Origin of the sequence: Kribbella sp. NPDC026596, assembly GCF_040638415.1 — a bacterium.
Classification (GTDB): Bacteria; Actinomycetota; Actinomycetes; order Propionibacteriales; family Kribbellaceae; genus Kribbella.
On sequence record NZ_JBEZYF010000086.1, the window covers coordinates 1 to 15,692 of the forward strand.

13 protein-coding genes are annotated in these 15,692 nt (G+C 69.4%); 4 read left to right on the forward strand and 9 right to left on the reverse strand.

The genetic code is table 11. The annotated features are described in order from the left end of the window. Nucleotides 1-95 precede the first annotated feature (95 nt). Together AB0E63_RS40970 and AB0E63_RS40975 are read right to left on the reverse strand one after the other, a co-directional pair. Nucleotides 96-389: a helix-hairpin-helix domain-containing protein gene (locus AB0E63_RS40970; RefSeq protein WP_360378606.1), complete on the reverse strand. Its 294-nt coding sequence runs from the start codon at nt 387-389 to the stop codon at nt 96-98. Between the two features lie 79 nt (nt 390-468). Beyond that, nucleotides 469-1,473 carry a hypothetical protein gene (locus AB0E63_RS40975; protein ID WP_360378609.1) on the reverse strand — a complete coding sequence of 335 codons (1,005 nt, stop codon included), beginning with the start codon at nt 1,471-1,473 and terminating at the stop codon, nt 469-471. A 100-nt stretch (nt 1,474-1,573) separates the two neighbouring features. Between AB0E63_RS40975 and AB0E63_RS40980 the strand changes: the two genes are divergently transcribed. Continuing rightward, the gene (locus tag AB0E63_RS40980; RefSeq protein WP_360378612.1) at nt 1,574-2,059 is read left to right on the forward strand and encodes an AAA family ATPase; all 486 of its coding nucleotides are present in this window, start codon (nt 1,574-1,576) and stop codon (nt 2,057-2,059) included. Here AB0E63_RS40980 and AB0E63_RS40985 read toward each other — a convergent pair. Genes AB0E63_RS40985 through AB0E63_RS41005 form a run of 5 tightly spaced genes read right to left on the reverse strand, consistent with a single transcriptional unit; the run spans nt 2,056 to nt 8,676 of the window. After that, the gene (locus tag AB0E63_RS40985; protein WP_360378614.1) at nt 2,056-2,706 is read right to left on the reverse strand and encodes a hypothetical protein; all 651 of its coding nucleotides are present in this window, start codon (nt 2,704-2,706) and stop codon (nt 2,056-2,058) included. The two genes, AB0E63_RS40980 and AB0E63_RS40985, sit on opposite strands and share 4 nt — an antisense overlap. Beyond that, the gene (locus AB0E63_RS40990) at nt 2,666-6,040 is read right to left on the reverse strand and encodes a chromosome segregation ATPase (RefSeq protein WP_360378617.1); all 3,375 of its coding nucleotides are present in this window, start codon (nt 6,038-6,040) and stop codon (nt 2,666-2,668) included. Before AB0E63_RS40990 ends, AB0E63_RS40985 begins: the two co-directional genes overlap by 41 nt. Next, entirely contained in the window at nt 6,037-6,741 is a 705-nt protein-coding gene (locus AB0E63_RS40995) for a hypothetical protein (RefSeq protein WP_360378620.1), read from the reverse strand. Before AB0E63_RS40995 ends, AB0E63_RS40990 begins: the two co-directional genes overlap by 4 nt. Then, nucleotides 6,734-7,489, reverse strand: a complete 756-nt coding sequence (locus AB0E63_RS41000; RefSeq protein ID WP_360378622.1) for a hypothetical protein — start codon at nt 7,487-7,489, stop codon at nt 6,734-6,736. The genes AB0E63_RS40995 and AB0E63_RS41000 overlap by 8 nt, the downstream gene beginning before the upstream one ends. Next, the gene (locus tag AB0E63_RS41005; protein ID WP_360378625.1) at nt 7,486-8,676 is read right to left on the reverse strand and encodes a hypothetical protein; all 1,191 of its coding nucleotides are present in this window, start codon (nt 8,674-8,676) and stop codon (nt 7,486-7,488) included. The genes AB0E63_RS41000 and AB0E63_RS41005 overlap by 4 nt, the downstream gene beginning before the upstream one ends. A gap of 322 nt (nt 8,677-8,998) precedes the next feature. On the opposite strand from AB0E63_RS41005, the gene AB0E63_RS41010 reads away from it, so the two are divergent. From AB0E63_RS41010 to AB0E63_RS41020, 3 genes are all read left to right on the forward strand, one after another. Next, nucleotides 8,999-9,793, forward strand: a complete 795-nt coding sequence (locus AB0E63_RS41010; RefSeq protein WP_360378627.1) for an RNA methyltransferase — start codon at nt 8,999-9,001, stop codon at nt 9,791-9,793. Between the two features lie 45 nt (nt 9,794-9,838). Then, a complete protein-coding gene (locus tag AB0E63_RS41015; protein WP_360378629.1) occupies nt 9,839-10,819 on the forward strand; it encodes an SGNH/GDSL hydrolase family protein in 981 nt (326 codons plus the stop codon). Nucleotides 10,820-10,895: 76 nt separating this feature from the next. Further along, nucleotides 10,896-11,249 (forward strand): DUF1801 domain-containing protein, encoded by a 354-nt coding sequence (locus AB0E63_RS41020; RefSeq protein ID WP_360378631.1) that lies wholly within the window; start codon nt 10,896-10,898, stop codon nt 11,247-11,249. On the opposite strand, the gene AB0E63_RS41025 is transcribed toward AB0E63_RS41020, so the two are convergent. Together AB0E63_RS41025 and AB0E63_RS41030 are read right to left on the reverse strand one after the other, a co-directional pair. Continuing rightward, the gene (locus AB0E63_RS41025; RefSeq protein WP_360378633.1) at nt 11,246-12,760 is read right to left on the reverse strand and encodes an SWIM zinc finger family protein; all 1,515 of its coding nucleotides are present in this window, start codon (nt 12,758-12,760) and stop codon (nt 11,246-11,248) included. The genes AB0E63_RS41020 and AB0E63_RS41025 overlap by 4 nt on opposite strands. Continuing rightward, entirely contained in the window at nt 12,753-15,614 is a 2,862-nt protein-coding gene (locus tag AB0E63_RS41030; RefSeq protein ID WP_360378636.1) for a DEAD/DEAH box helicase, read from the reverse strand. Before AB0E63_RS41030 ends, AB0E63_RS41025 begins: the two co-directional genes overlap by 8 nt. Nucleotides 15,615-15,692 lie beyond the last annotated feature (78 nt).

Consider the following 15,692-nt stretch of genomic DNA (forward strand, 5'->3'; position numbering starts at 1 on the left):
GATGGTACTGCGACCGGGAGGTCGTGGGAGAGTAGGACGCCGCCGGACATTCACACTGTTAAGGGCCACCCCACAAGGGGTGGCCCTTAACATTTCTACCGATGATTCTCCCCAAGCATCTGCTTGCGGGTGGGAGTGTAGGACCACCACGGGCGGGCAGGGTTGCCGTTGGCTTGGTCCACGGCGGACATGATCGTGTCGAGGAGGCACGGATCGTGGCGGCGTCCGTCGACCGTGCAGATGTTGTCGTAGATGTCGACCGGGTCCCGACCGGCCAGCTGGTGGACTTCGGTGATGCCGGCGCGCTGCAGGTAGCCGGCTACTGCCCGGCCGACGTTCATGAGAGTCGTCAGATCTGAGGCTTTCGTGCTGTCTCGAGTAGTTGGCATCTGTCGATCGTCACCCGCGCTGGGTCCGGTGTCTTGAAGGTTTCGGACACCCATCACGTTGATCAGGTCCAGACCAGACTCAGTAGGTCTGGTAGTAGATGAGTTCGCCTGATTCACCAGAGGCGGCGCCCTGGCTCGGGATGAACAGCGTGACCAGGATGGCCGGCTGCCCGTTCGGTGCTCGGAGAGCAGTCACGGTCGGATTCGCGAAGGCCGTGCTGCCGCCGTCGGTGTGGATGGTGGTTCGGTCGGCATTGCCGGTTTGATAGTCGTACACGAATGTGCGCCAGGAGCCGAAGTCACCTTTGGTGTACTGGCCCTCGATCAGACCGAAGCTGTAACCGCGGAAGACAGCCTGGTCGCGGTCGCCGATGTTGCCGCCGACGCCCCAGTACAGGAGGGCGTTGTCGTAGTTCGGCTGGGCCGCCGTACTCCAGGAGTTGAAGTTGGTCAGGCGTCCGCGTTGCTGCCTGTCGCGGTCGCAGTTCCACCAGTAGTGCCCACCGATGTCGATCGTCGAGTGGTCGATATCGGGAGAGAGGGTGATCCCGTAGATGTTCGGCGTACCCTCGGCGCAGGACGACACCTGACGGGGAGCGTCGAAGGACCGCGTCACCTGGCCGGCCAGCAGGGCGGTGCGGCCGGCGAAGTAGCGGAAGGCGAGGTGATTGTTTCCACCTCCGGGCTGCTCCTGCTCCCAGGCGAGCACGAAGCCGCCGTTGGACGCTTGCGCGATCGTCGGCTGCGATGCCGGTCCAGTGTTGCTGCCGGCCAGCTCGCGAACCCAGTGCCAGTTCAGCAGGTCGGTCGAGGTGGCGAGGTTGACCCGGAAGTGGCCGTCTGCCGCCAGATGGTGCGAGACGGCGAGGTAGCCGCCGGTCGTGTCCTGAATGATCTTGACTGTGTCCATCACGTGACCGGCATCGTCCTGCACTGCGTAGCGCTTGCCGGTCGCACCGCTCACGTTCTCCACGATTGATCGAAGCTCGGCGCGAGCCGGATCCGACGGCGGGGCGTCTGCGGCTGCAGGTGCTGAGACAGTGGTCAGAAGCAGTGCTGAGCTGGTCAGGAGTCTGATGAGCATGGCGGTCCTCCGTGGGGCGGGGTGTGTAGGACGCTTGCCCGCCGCGGAAGCCCGGGAAACCCGTTGCCGTTATCAACGGCCGGGTGCGTAGGGTCTGGGCATGGAGCGTGCGGTGATGGTGCTGATCGTGGGGTTGCCGGGAGCCGGGAAGACGACGTTGGCGCGTCAGTTGGAGGGCGAGCGAGCGGCGCTGCGGTTCACGCCGGATGAGTGGATGGAGGCGTTGCTCGGGGTGAGTGAGGACAACGGGCGGCGCTGGGTGCTGGAGTCACAGCTGTTCTGGGGGCTCGCCGCCCGGGCGTTGACGCTGGGTGTCAGCGTGATCCTGGATTATGGGTGCTGGTCCGAGACTGAGCGGGACCTATTCCGGGAGCGGGCCCACGAACTCGGTGCGGACGCGGAGATCGTCGTACTGGATCTGCCGTTGGATGTGCTGTGGAAAAGGCTCGAGGCTCGTAATGCGGCGTTGCCCGCCGGGACGTTTGCGATCAGTCGGCAGGAGTTGGAGGAGTTCGCCGCCATGTTCGAGGTGCCGAGTGCCGCGGAAGTAGTGCGGTGGGATCGCCAGACCGTGGTGACGAGCTAAGCCTCGGGGGCGATGCCGACGAGGGCGGCGGCGGCGCAGATGTGGACCGGGGTGAGGTCGGCCGGGGCTACCGGGGCCTGGAGCAAGGTGCCGCGCTCGAACGGCGTCAGTCCGATATCGATGCCGTGGGCACCGGCCACGAGACCGCGTACGTACGTCAGCCAGCCCATCATCGGGATACCGCGACGGAAGACGCCGGCCGCAGCCGCGAGTTCGGTGTCGGCGATGCTGGCCCACTCGGGCTCCCAGATCGTCACGACCGCGCGCAGCACCTGCGCGAACCGCTCGGACTGGGCGAGTGCATCCTCGTCGCTCCAGTGCAGCGTGAGCTGGTCGGAGACCGTGGTGAGCGTGCCGCCCATCGAGAGGTCGAACAGCCACGGCAACTCGCCGGTGCTCTGCAGATGCAGTCGAGTCGTGCTGGAGCCGTTCGCCAGGACCTTGGTGGTTGCCTCGACCATCTCCTGGAGCGGGCTGGAGCCGTCGGCCTCGAGGACGTGATAGCCCAAGCGCTCGTCCTGAGTCCAGTTGTGTACGTCGGGGAACGCGACAGCGACCGCGGTCAGGGTGCGGCCCACGCGGAGCGCGCGGTGTTCGACGGACTCGTCACGATGGGTCCACTGGGCGCGGAGCAGCCACGATGCCATTCACGCCCTCCGATCGTGAGACGACCAGACCCGAACTGGAGACGGTACGCCGGTAGTCGATCGCTTGACCAGAGCTCCGCGTACTCGGTGTGAGCGGGCGGCACGGATCTCTGGAGCGGTCACCGGTCCAGTCTGAGGCACCCCTGGGTCGGTGGTCTGCACCGGGGTCCGATTTAGGTAACCACCCGGCCAAAGTCTGGACAACTGTCAAGGAGTGAGGGTGGGGGGGGGCTAGCTCGAGTGTCGGGGTCTTGCCGCGGTAGGAGCTCAGCCAGTCCCGGAGCAGCTCGACCCGGCCGGCGTACTCTTCGTTGCCCTTGACGACGGGTGCCTGGTTGTACGCCATGGTGTCGGAGCTCCGGCGTAGCTTGACGTACAGCCGCGAAGACGCCAGCGCATAGCGCTCCATGTCGTCCTGCAGGGCGCCGATGACGGTGATGTTCCGGTCGCGGCCGATCTGCTCGAACAACGCCACGGCCTCGCGGCGGTGCTGGGAACCCAGGTTGCGTCCCAGCTCGTCGAGAATCAGCAGCAGTGGCCGGTCCGAACCACCCGCGAGCGCGGCGGCGCAGACCAGCTTGACCGCCTTCTCGTCCATCTGGGCCGTGTTGCCCTTCACGTTGAATGCGGAGAACGGCCCGCCCTCCGAACGCCGCCACTTCGGCGTGACCGTCCAGCGCCACGGCTTGTCCGGCTCGGCCGGCGGGTCGGGCTCGGGGAACTCGAGCTTCGCGCCATACCCGCCGTACTGCTGGTCGAGCCGGTCGAATTCCTGCGAGACCAGGCGGAGCCGCGCTTTGATGCCGTCGGCAAGCGACGCGCGGTGGGCGCGCGCGGTGCTCTCGGCCTCGTCCAGTCCTTCGCGGGCGCGTTCGAGTGCGGCGTTCCGTTCGGCGCGCTGGCTCGCGATCTGCTGTTGCTGCAGGCTGTCGAACGTCTCGTGCTGCGCGAGGTGACTGCTCAGGGTCCGATGCAGCGCCGGGACCAGGCCGACGCGGGCGCCGAGAGTACCGTTCGTCCAGCCGTCCGGACCGTTCAGGATCTCCCAGAGCTCGGTCGGGATCTCCTCCCGGGAGCGCGCGTTCGGGAAGCACCGGCGGATGACGTCGTCGAGCTGGGTGCAGGCCTGGTGGTTCCAGTCGGCCGTCGTACGGCGTTGTGCGTCGTCCGGCAGTCCGAGAATGAACTCCTCGGCCTCGGCAGGAGTCCCGCCCCAGGCCGTGGTCCTGCTCGTCAGGTCGAGCGACGTCTGCTCCTCCAGCAGCGTCAGCCGGCGCGCGGTCAGGTCGTCGAGGATCCGCTGATGGTCGCGACGGGTCGATTCGAGGTTCTTGAGCCGTTCGTCCCGGACGAGCTGCTGTCCGGCGGCGGCCTCGGCGGACTCCTTGGCGGCCTGCAGTTCCGGCGCGAGCGCATCACGGTCGGTCTCGTGGCGGTCGATCGTCTCGCGGAGGGCGAGGATCTGTTCCTGCACCGACTCGGCGTCGGCGAGTGCGCGGGCGGCGGCCGTACGGCGCTCTGCCTGGTCGACCCGGGATCGGGCCTGCTCGAGCGCCGCGGATGCGACGGCCCGGGCCTCGACCGCGGCTTCGACCCGGCGACGGGCTGCCTCGATCCGCGCGGTCCGGCCGGTCAGCGGCTCGTCGAACTGCCCGACTGCCACAACACCAGCGACGTCGTCGATGTTGTCCTTCGTCGCGCGTTCGCCGATGGTCGCGAAGAAGGCGTCCAGCGTGAATCGCTTGTCGGCGGACTTCGGCCCACCTCGCCGGCCCTTGCCCGAGGCACCCGGCCGATTCGCGAGCACCAGCAGGAATCCGGCGTACCCGGCATCGGCCAGCGCAGTCGATGCGACCGCTGCGTCACCGGCGTCGATGACGACGGCCTCGCGGTACGGCGCGAGCCGCGGCTCCCACTCGGCTCGGTCCGACGACGGCAGCTCGGTGATGTCGGTCAGCGCACCGCACTCGAGGCCTGCGTTCTCCAGGACCTGCTGCTGAGGTGCCGAGACGGTCTGGCCGCTCTCGGCCTCCCGCAGCTCCGCCGTCGCGTAGTCGACCCCGGACCGGGCCGCGTGATCCCGGCCGATGTGCTCCTCGAGAACAGCGCGAGCCTCGGTCTGCTCCTCGGCCGCGGCGGCCAGGTCACGTCCGTCTGCCGAACGCCCCGCGTCCAGCAGCCGGCGATGCTCCTGCCCGAGCCGCTCCAGCTGCTCCCGCACCGAGCGCTGCGCGAGGTCGAGCTCCCGGTCGCGTGCGTCCAGCTTGTCGCGCTCCTGCCGGGTCAGCTGAGCGTCCCGGAGCAGGACCTCTTCGTTGCCAAACGCATCGACCTCGGCGTCGACGGCTTCGCGCCGCGCCTCCTGCTCGGCCACCCGCTCATCCAGTACGGCGAGCTCCTGCCGGATCTCGTTGTTGCGTGCGTCGCCGTCGATCAGGTGCCGGGCGCCACGAGCCTGCCAGGACTCCTTCGCCGCGGCGAGCGCCTCCCGGGCGGCGGCGCGCTGCAGGATGCCGGCCTCGACCGTCGCCATCTCCTGCTCCCAGCGCTGCAAGTCGGCCGTCGCCTGCTTGGTCGCCTCGCGCTGGGTGTGCTCGGCGGAGCGGTGCGCCTGCTCCTGCTCGAGTTCGTGATCGAGGCCGGTGAGGGTCGCAATCGCGTTGAAGATCCGCGCCGGGCCGAGCTCGTTGAGCGGCTCGGCCAGGAGGTTGGCGGTCGGACTGGATCGGACCGAGGTCGACAAGAACGAGACACACCGGACCTGACCGCCGTACAGAACTGTGGACAGCTTGTTGGCGTGGAAGTCGGTGCGGCCGTTCGAGTGCGGCAGCGCGGCCCACAACGCGTCGGCGCCGGCGGCACGCTCCGCCTCGGTTGCGCCGTACGGGACGTGCAGGCCGTTCTTCCAGCGCAGGTCGATGTACGACGCCTTGCGGTTGATGCGGATCCAGACGGTGATCGCGGCCGCCTCGATTTCGGCGAGGTCGGTCAGGTCGGGGTCGGAGAAAACGCCGACGATGTACCCGCGGTCGACATTTGACCAGTTGCCTTCCTGGCCGGCCGCTTCGGCGGTGAACAGCAGTTCGGCGGCGCCGGGAGCACCGCTGGTCAGGCGCCACTGGTCGTCCGCGTGCAGGAGGCTGAGCGCTGCGATCCAGGACGACTTGCCGGCGCCGTTCGAGTCGGTCGGGCCTTGACCGGCGACCGTGACGAGGCCCTGGCCGACCATCGGGATCGGGTGCGTCGAGAGGCGCGACAGGTCGACGACCTGGACGCCGAGCAGCACCTTGGACCCGAGGATGTCGAACGGACCGTCCTCAACAGTGCTGCTCATACCGCTCCTTCTTCCGTGGTGCCGGCGTCCGTCATGCCTTCGTCTGTGCTGCCTTCAGCTGTGGTGCTTGGCGTGCCGTTCCGGGCTCGGATGGCCTCGGCTATTGGGCTCGCGGGGGCGGCGGCGAGGATCAGCTGGTCTTGCAAGCGGCGGCGGGCGGCCGGCGTGAGTCGCTGGAGTTGTGGGCCGGGGATGTAGCTCGGGCCGCCGGAGTGGTCGCCGGAGAGCTGGATCAGGCCGGCTGCACGGAGGCGCTGGAGTGCGAGGCGTCGTTCCTCGCCGCTGATCCTTGTTGTGCGCAATTCGTCGACAGTTGTCGGGCGGGCGGACTTCCAGCTGTCGCCGGTCAGGATCCCTTCGCTGCGGGGGATCGCGACCGAGTGGATCAGCACGAGGACCAGTACGGCGCGGTCGATGACGGACAGAGGTTGCCAGCCCTGCGTGGTCAGCGTGGCGGCGATGTCGTCGGCGTACCCGGAGGTCCAATGCGTGCCGTCGACGTGGACCAGAGTCCGGCCGATGAGCTTCAGCATCTTCTGGACATGTCGACGTAGCGTCACGTCGCGCAGGCCGGCCAGTTGCACCTCGGCGACGGGGTGGGCGGCGAACTGCACCGCGCTGAACGCAGCCAGCACCTCGTCCCGAGCCCGATCACTCAAGTCCTGCAACAGAGGATCGAACAACACATGCTGCTCAGTCATCCGACACCTCCGTACGCCGCTCGTCCGCGGAGCCGGCATCCGCGGCGGTGGAGGTGGGGATGCCAGCGTCCGTCGAATCGACCGCCGGGCTGGCGTCGGGTGGGAGGGGATCTGGGGGTGTTTCTGGAGTGGTGGGGGTGGTGAGGATGGCGGGGGGTGGGTCGGGGAGGTGGCGGCAGAGGTCTCGGAGGGTGGCTTCGTCGGCGGGGGTCCAGGTGATGACTCGGGGGCCAAGGCGGACCTCGCCGGACTTCTCGTTCCAGAGGAGCCAGTGCGTGGCGTGGAGGCGGCGGAGGCTACCGATGATCAGGGTCAGGTCGCTGGACTGCTCGGGGCGGCCGCGCATTCCGGCGTACACGGATCTGATCTGCGCGAGCGTGCCTGTGGAGCCTGGCCAGGCGGGTCCGCTGCGGTCGGTCCAGCAGCAGGCGACGCAGATCGCGAGTACGCGGGCGGTCTCGTTCGGTTGTTCGACGGCGACTGGGGGAGTGCCCAGCTCTTCGAGGACGGCGTGACCGGCGCCGGAGGGCAGGGTGGGCACGAGCCAGACCGTCGAGCCGTCCGGCGACACAGCCCGGGTCAGGCCTGCGACGGCGGGTGTGTCCGGTTCGACCTCGAGCGGGCCGGCGGACTGCACCTTCGCCCACCACAACGCGTGGTACAGCCGCCGCTCCACAGCCTCCGACCCCCGCCGCGGCTGCGTGTCCGGCATGCGTTGGTCCACGGCGTCCGCAGACGGGGTGCTCATGCAGTCACCCGGCGGAAGGTGCCCTCGGTTGCCCAGGGGGTGCCGGCCGTGGGGTCGATGCGCATTCCGTCGGACCAGACGAGCTCGTAGTCGAGTTCGTCGTGGAGGTGCGCCGCGGTCAGCTCAGCCAGCACGCGGCGTGCGGTGATCCAGTCGCCGGCGTCGTCGATGACCTCGACGATGTCCACCGACGTTCGTCCGGCCAGCACCCGCTCGGCTTCCGCGCGGAGTTCCTCCCGGTCCGTCGCGGCGGCCGACTCCGGTGCCTCGACGTCGCCGGTCGGGCGGGGTGGCGCCATCCGGGCCGTGCCGGTACGACGTCCTGTCTCGACGGCCTCCACCATCGTCTGCGGCGAGAAGTCCGGTGCGGCCGCGTCGAACAACAGCCCATCGAGCACCCCGGCCAGCACCTCCGGCTCACTGCTCCGGGTGAACGTCAGCCACGTCTCGATCGGCAGCAGCCCGAGTGCGCGCGTCGTACCCGCTGTCTCCACGAGGCGCCCAGCGGCGAGTTGCACGGCATCGGCGTACGCCGCCAGCGCCATCCGCAGCGAGGTACACGCACGGTGTAGCCCGGGCCACCGGTCCAGCACGATCCGGTGCACCTTCTCGGCCTGCTCGATCAGCCGCTCGTTACCCCAGGCGAGCTGCGCGTTCTCCCGCAGTTGGGCGGTCGTGCTGGTCGAGACCAGGATGGCGAGCTCGTTGCCGAGCAGCCGGAAGACCTTCGTCAGCCGCTGGATCGAGGCGAGCCCGTCGTCCTCGGTCGCGGTCGGATCGCTGACGCTGTGTGCCTCCAGGGTCAGCAGCTGGTGCAGCTCGGCCTGACCGCCCTGCACCGACATCCGGCGCAGGAACATCAGCATCACGTACGGCGCGAACGCGGCGCGGTGCCGCAGCTCGTTCGGCCGGTCGACGAGTTTGGTGATCGCGCCGTACTGCCGCAGTACGTCGAAGCGCCGCACGATCACGTCATGCGGATAGGCGCGGCACGCGAGCGTCGCCTGCTCGACCGTGAGCCCGTCGCTACCGGCCTCGGCGAACGCGTCCAGGATCGCCTGGTCGACGTCCAGCAGGTCGGGGTCGACGATCATCGCGCCGGCCTCGCGGGCGAGCACCGCGAACACCTGACGGTAGACGCGGAGGACAGCCGCCTCGGCCTCGGCGTCGAGCAATGTCGCGTCCATCCCCGTCCCTCCCGTGTGATAGCAGACGTGCCTACCAGAGCAATGGACTCTAACCACCCACACCGACAAGCCAAAACTCACCTGCCAGGTAGCTGTGGACAACTACAGAAGGACGGTCTGTGGAAAACCGGGTGACGTCTCCCACGCGCGTGCTTACCATCCGATACGTGAAGAGAATCCTTGGCTGATGCGGTCCAGGTAGACCGCGTCCGTACCACGGCGCCCTAGGTCAGACATGACCGTGGGCGTTCGCCACGCCGGCGTGGACCCACGACAGGGTCCCCGGCGCGCTTGCTGATTCTCTCCTGACGGAGCTCTGCACATGACCGTGCATGACGCGCGCCCCATCGGTGCGCAACACCCCCGTGTCCGCGACCTGCTCACTGTCCGCAAGGACGCGTCTCCCGGCCGGATCATGGTCGAAGGCAGCTGGGAACACGACCGCCTGCTCGCTACCGTGACCACGATCGACGCCTTTTTCTGGTGCCCCGAGGCCAGTACGACGAACGCCGTACACCGGATCGCCGAGCGCGCCGCCGGGGTGTACCGCATCTCGGAGAAGCTGCTCACCCGCCTGTCCCGCAAGACCCGTTCCGACGGACTGATCTCGATCGCCCGGCTGCCGGTGTGGACGCCGCAGACGTTCCGGTTCACCAACGAGTCCCTGGTCCTCGTCGCCGACGGCGTCGAGTACGCCGGGAATCTCGGCACCCTGATCCGCACCGCCGACGCGGCCAACGTCGACTGCCTCGTCCTCACCAGCAGACGCGCCCGGCCCAGCCACCCGGCCGTGTACTCCGCGAGTCGTGGAACCGTCCTGTCCACACCGGTCGTGGAGTTCGACGACATCGCCTCGGCGGCAACGTGGCTGCGCGGCCACCACTTCCGCGTGCACCTCGCGGATCCGGCGGCGACGGGCAGCTACCGGGTCCCGCGGTACGACGGACCGACGGCCTTCGTGGTCGGCTCGGAGGGTGCGGGCTTGTCGCGCGAGTGGCACGAGCAGGGGTTCGGCGCGGTGTCGATCCCGATGCTCGGCCAGGCGGACTCGCTCAACGTCGCGTTGTCGGCCGGCATCCTGCTGTTCGAAGCGCGGGCGCGCAAGGAAGGTTGGTGACCGCCAGGCAGAATTGCACCGCCACCGAAACCAAGGAGTCAGCCAGTGCCGTTCGAACCAGGCGAGGTCGTCGCCCCGTCAGATCCGCGCATCGTCCTGGAAGGCCAGTGGGGTCAGCAGCCCGGAGTGGCGATCACCGTCAACTCCGGGTCGCGGATCTCCTTCTCGTACGCCGGCGAGCGGCTGCAGCTCCTGTTCGACACGAACGGCCTCACCGTCGCGCCGCACCTGTGGATCACGGTCGACGACGGTGAGCCGGAGCTCCACCTGATCGAGGACCCGGTCATCGAGCTGTCCGCGCCGACGGGACAGCACCGGGTCGAGGTCGTGGTCAAGGACGTGAACGAGCACGCCAACCGGTGGAACCCGCCGTTCGAGTGCGCGGTCGTGTTCGCCGGTCTCGTGCTCGACGTGAACTCGCGCCTGCGGCTGAGCGGGCGGCCGAGCGGTCCGCGGCTCGAGTTCTACGGTGACTCGATCACGCAGGGGGTGCGGTCACTGAGCTCGCATTCGGAGTCGGAGGGTGCTGACGGTACGACGACGTACGCGTATCTGACCGCCCGCGCGTTCGGCGCTGCGTCGTACCAGGTCGGGTTCGGGAGTCAGGGGATCAGCAAGCCCGGGAACGGCGAGGTGCCGGCCGGGGTGGACTCCTTCGGCTGGAACTTCGCCGGCTCGCCCGCCGAACGCGTCGAGCCGTCGGACGTCGTCGTGATCAACCTCGGCGTGAACGACCCGACATTGGAGCCGGAGGAGTACGCCGGTTACGTCACGCGAGTGCGCTCGGTGTACCCGGAGAGCACGATCGTGGCGCTCACCCCGTTCAGCGGCAAGCACGCCGACGTTATCCAGGCCGCGGTGAAGTCCGTCGACGACCCGAACCTCGTCTGCATCGACTCGACCGGCTGGATCACCGAAGACGACTGCACCGACCAGGTCCACCCGACGGTCGCCGGCCACGCCAAGATCGCTGCCCACCTGATCCCCGCTCTAGAAACCCACACCACCCTCCGCCGCCCCAGCTGATCCCGCGACCGGGGTCCCCGCCGCCGCGCCAGGGTGGTGGGTTGCCGGGAGGGATGGGGGTGGTGAGGATGGCAGGGTGGCGGACCAGAAGTTCGGGAGTGTGGACGAGTACATCGCGTCGTTCCCGGTGGAAGTCCGGGAAGTGCTGGAGGAGGTACGGCGGACGATCCACGCCGTCGTACCCGGAGCAGGGGAGAAGATCAGCTACCAGATCCCCACGATCACCGTGGACGGGAAGTCGCTGCTCTACTTCAGCGGCTGGAAAGAACACATCTCCGTCTACCCGATCCCACCCGTCGATGACGCCCTCGCGGCGGCGATCGAGCCGTACCGCGCCGGCAAAGGCACCCTCAAGTTCGCCTTGAAAGACCCCGTCCCCTACGACCTCATCACCCGCCTGACCCAAGCGTTCGTCGCCGCCCGCGGCTAGTCCGTGAGGAGGTCGTGGGGGTCCGGGGAGGGTGGGCGGGTCAGGGTCCAGTCGTTGAAGTGTTGGTCGAAGCGGTACCAGAGGGCGTCCGCGCCGAGCCGGAGTTGGATCTTGCCGGCGGTGACGCGGTTGGCATCCGTGGTGGCGTTGGGAAGGGCCTCGACAGCCTCGGCGAGGGATTGTGGGTCGACGTCGGTCGGTTCGTCGACCGTGGCGGCGAGACCGCCGGGACCGGCCTCGCGCCAGGCGACGGCCCAGCTGGTGAGTTGACGGGCTGGTACGCCGGCTCGATGCGCGAGGTCGGCGAGCTCCGGCGTACCCAGGAGCAAGGCTGCTCGGCGGGCGAGGTCCTGATCGACGGTCAGGCTCAGACCTCCGTCGCCGTCGCCGGACGCGACCTCCCAGGCGCGGCGGGCGGCGTCGGTCGCCAGCGCGACCAGATCCCGTACATCGACGCCCGACGACCGCGGTGGATCCAGCACGCGCACGGCCGCCGGGACACCGGGGGACGCAAGCGGCCTTGGGGGAACGGGCACTGGGACCGGGCCGGACGCGTCTTCGGAATCGAGGTAGCGGGCGAACGCTGCTATTGCGGGGATGCCCGGGGGAGCTGGCGTGCGGACTCGGGTCTCGACGGCTGGGGCGGAGCGGCGGGAGCGGAGGGCGGAGAGGAGCTCGTCCTTGCGGCGGCCGCGGAGGAGTAGGAGGGCGAAGGGATCGTCATCGAGTGCGTCGGCCACGAGGTAGCAGACGGCGGCGGAGTGCTTGCACGGTACGGCGAAGTCCGGGCAGCTGCAGTTGGTGAGGACCTCGCCGGCTCCGGGGAGAAGGTCCAGGCCGGCGGCGTGCACGTCGTCGACGACCTCGGGTGGCAGCTCCCCGTCGAGGAGCGCGGCCACGCGGCCGATCTGGGCCGAGACGACGTCGAGGACGGCGTCCCACTCGGAGGTCGAGAACGCGCGGATCCGAACCGTCACCTGGTACGGCGTGACGCGGCTGCCCTGGACGACTGCCTCGACCTCGCCCGGGGTGACCGTCAGCTCGAGCACACTTCCGCGCCGTGCGTACGAGCGTCCGCGCGACAACCGGTTCGGATCCAGCCGCGCTCGGTGCTCCAAGGCGTCCAGCCAAGCCCGCCCCCACCACGTGGCACCGAACGGCCGCCGACTACCCGGCCCCTTCGCCGCCGGCACCCCAGCGTCGTCCCCGGTCCGCCGCCACCCCTGCCACGGCGCCCGCTCACCCGCAGCCCGCACCTCCCGCGCCCCTGCCCCCAGCTCCAGCGACCCCGACCGCAACCCCAGCGACCCCGACCCACCGGCCCCCGTCCCCGACTTCCGCGCATCCCGCGCATCCCGCGGATCCCGCGAACCCGCGCCGTCCGCCGCTTTCCCCGACGGCCTCCCGTCCGCCGCCTCCCGTGCGGCTGGCGACCCCGCTGCCTCCCTCGACCCTGCCGTCTCCTGCGCGGCCCGCGGATCGGGGGTCTCCTGCGGTGGTTGTTCACTCATCGAGCTCACCGCCCGGAGTGACGCGCCCGACGGCGGACGGGTTGTGAGGCCCTGCCGCGCCGGCCCGGAGCGGCGTCGTCGACAGCTCGACCAACTCGGTCAGCTCGGCGTCCGACAGTTCGCTCAGCCAGGCTTCGCCCGAGCCCACCACAGCGTCGGCGAGGTCGCGTTTGGCGGCGATCACCGTGGAGATGCGGTCTTCCAAAGTGTTCTCAGTGACGAGTCGATGCACCTGGACCGGCCGGTCCTGGCCGATGCGGTACGCACGGTCCGTCGCCTGGTCCTCGACCGCCGGGTTCCACCACCGGTCGTAATGCACCACGTGCGTCGCCTGCGTCAGCGTCAGCCCGACCCCGCCGGCCTTCAGTGACAACAGGAACACCTGAGCCTCGCCGTCCTGGAACTGCGAGACCAACTGCTCCCGCTTCCGCACCCCGATCCCGCCGTGCAGGAACAACGACTTGACCTGCCGCGCCGCCAGATGTGCCTCGATCAGCCGGCACATCTCGACGTACTGGCTGAAGATCAGGACCGATTCGCCTTCGGCCAAGATCACGTCCAGCAGCTCGTCCAGCGCCGCGAGCTTGCCCGACCGTCGCTCCAGCGGACCAGGCTCGTGCAGGAACTGCGCCGGGTGGTTGCACACCTGCTTCAACTGCGTGAGCAGGCTCAGCACCAGACCGCGCCGCGCGATCCCCTCCGCCGACTCGATCTTCGCCAGCGTCTCCTTCGCGACCGCTTGGTACAGCGTCGCCTGCTCGGTTGTCAGCGGTACGACGACATCGTGCTCGGTCTTGCGCGGCAACTCCGGCGCGATCCCGGGGTCACTCTTCCGCCGCCGCAGCAGGAACGGCCGCGTCACTCGCGCCAGCCGAGCCGTCGCCTCCTCGTCGTGATACCGCTCCACGGGTACGGCGACGTCGTGCCGGAACCGCTCCAGCGTCCCGAGCAACCCGGGCGCCGCCCAGTCCAGGATCGACCACAGCTCCGACAACCGGTTCTCCACCGGCGTCCCGGTCAACGCGATCCTTGTTGCGGATGGCAACGTCCGGAGCGAACGGGCGGTCCGGGACAACGGGTTCTTCGCGTGCTGCGCCTCGTCCGCGACCGCCAGCCCCCAGAACACCTCGCCGAGCACCCGGTGGTCCTGCCGCACCACGCCGTACGTCGTCAGCACGACCTCGTCCGCGGCGAGATCGGTCAACGTCCGCCCGGCCCCGTGGTAGCGCCGCGTCGGCACAGAAGGCGCGAACCGGGCGAACTCCCGCTCCCAGGTCCCCAGCAACGTCGACGGGCACACGACCAGCGTCGGCCCACCACCGCGCCCCAGCAACTGAAGATGCAACGCGATGACCTGGATCGTCTTACCAAGACCCATGTCGTCGGCCAGACAGCCGCCGAGACCGAGATCCGCGAGCTGCGCCATCCACGCGACCCCGCGCCGCTGGTAGTCCCGCAGCGTGGCCTCCAGCCCGGGAGGCGAGCTGAACGGCGCCGGCTCCTCGGCCGCCCGCAACCGAGCCAGCATCGAGGCCAGCGACCCATCGGCGTCGAACGCCACGAGCTCGCCATCGACCTCGATGGACCCGGTCAGCGCCGCACCGAGCGCCTCCGCTCCGGTCAGCTTCCGCGTGCCGCCACGACGCAGCTTCCGAACCAGATCGTGATCGACCCGGACCCAGCGACCGCGCATCCGGATCATCGGCCGCTTCGCCTCCGCAAGCGCCGCCACCTCTTGCTCGGTCAGCTCCTGCCCGTCCAGAGTCGGCCGCCATCGGAACGCGACCAGGTCGGTCAAACTGAAGTCCGGCCCGGTCACCGCACCAGGCGCCGGCGTCGCGACCGTCCCGCGCACGGCCAACTCACCCGCGAATAGTTCGGTCGGCCAGAGCACCTCGATCCCCGCGCCCTCCAACGCTGTACTGCCCTCGGCCAACTCCTCCAGCGCCGCGTCGTCGACCTCGACATCGGCCGGCGCAGCGTCCCGCAACGCAGCACCCAACGGCGGCCAGACCCGAGCCCCACGCCGCAACGCCAGCAGCAGATCGGTCTCCGCCCGCTCCCCAAGAGCCGCGAGCACAGCCGCCGGCGCACTCCACACGTCTGACACATCAACCAGCAGGCTCGGATCCACGCCGCTCCGCAACTGCAGCACGGCCCGGAAGTCCTCGACCGACTCGGACGGCGGCTCGATCCGCAGCACCAGCCGAGCCCCGGCCTCCTCACTCAAAGCAGTCTCGTCCAGCCACCCCGCAGGTCCGCTCAACTCGGCTGGATCCCACGACGCGAACGGCGCCGCCCCCGGACGTACGGCGACTGCCGCGGCAGGCGTCCGTACGAGCGTATCCGCCAACGCATCCCAGAAGGCCCGGACCAGCTGCTCCGGATCGACCAGTCGCACTGGTCGCGTCCCCTCGATCGCCAACGCGTGTCCGTACGCCGGCATCGCGGCACCGAGATTCCGCAACCAGCCGCGGTCCAACGGATCCAGCGGCGCCACCCGCCAGGCGCCGTACCCACTGGGGCTTCGATCCGGCACGAGCCGACCACGCCCGATCAACCCCAGACCGGCGAGAGCAGCCGACCGCCACGCCTCCCAACTGGTCGAACCGGTCAGCCCCAGCCGCTCGAGGACCTCGTCGATCCGCAGCAGGCGCGCCGGGACCGTGGTCCGTCGCACCGCCGACCCCTTCGGCAGCACCAGATCGACCGTCCCGTCGGCAACCTCACCGGCCGCCGCGAGATCGCCGTACAACGCCAGCCGGCCCGCGCGCGGCGGGTCGGCGGGGACGAAGACGGCGTCGAACATGCCCTGCACAGTACGCCGGACCACCGACAACTTCCCGCCCGTCACACCAGGCCTGTGGACAACTACCCGACTTGACCTGAACCAGCGTTGAGGTTGCAGTCTCGGAGACTCCAGGACACAGCC

Coding starts and splice junctions, on each gene's coding strand:
- AB0E63_RS40970 (WP_360378606.1), bottom strand. CDS start 389: ATGCCAACTACTCGAGACAGCACGAAAGCCTCAGATCTGACGACTCTC.
- AB0E63_RS40975 (WP_360378609.1), bottom strand. CDS start 1,473: ATGCTCATCAGACTCCTGACCAGCTCAGCACTGCTTCTGACCACTGTC.
- AB0E63_RS41025 (WP_360378633.1), bottom strand. CDS start 12,760: ATGAGTGAACAACCACCGCAGGAGACCCCCGATCCGCGGGCCGCGCAG.
- AB0E63_RS40995 (WP_360378620.1), bottom strand. CDS start 6,741: ATGACTGAGCAGCATGTGTTGTTCGATCCTCTGTTGCAGGACTTGAGT.
- AB0E63_RS41000 (WP_360378622.1), bottom strand. CDS start 7,489: ATGAGCACCCCGTCTGCGGACGCCGTGGACCAACGCATGCCGGACACG.
- AB0E63_RS41010 (WP_360378627.1), top strand. CDS start 8,999: ATGACCGTGCATGACGCGCGCCCCATCGGTGCGCAACACCCCCGTGTC.
- AB0E63_RS40980 (WP_360378612.1), top strand. CDS start 1,574: ATGGAGCGTGCGGTGATGGTGCTGATCGTGGGGTTGCCGGGAGCCGGG.
- AB0E63_RS40985 (WP_360378614.1), bottom strand. CDS start 2,706: ATGGCATCGTGGCTGCTCCGCGCCCAGTGGACCCATCGTGACGAGTCC.
- AB0E63_RS41005 (WP_360378625.1), bottom strand. CDS start 8,676: ATGGACGCGACATTGCTCGACGCCGAGGCCGAGGCGGCTGTCCTCCGC.
- AB0E63_RS40990 (WP_360378617.1), bottom strand. CDS start 6,040: ATGAGCAGCACTGTTGAGGACGGTCCGTTCGACATCCTCGGGTCCAAG.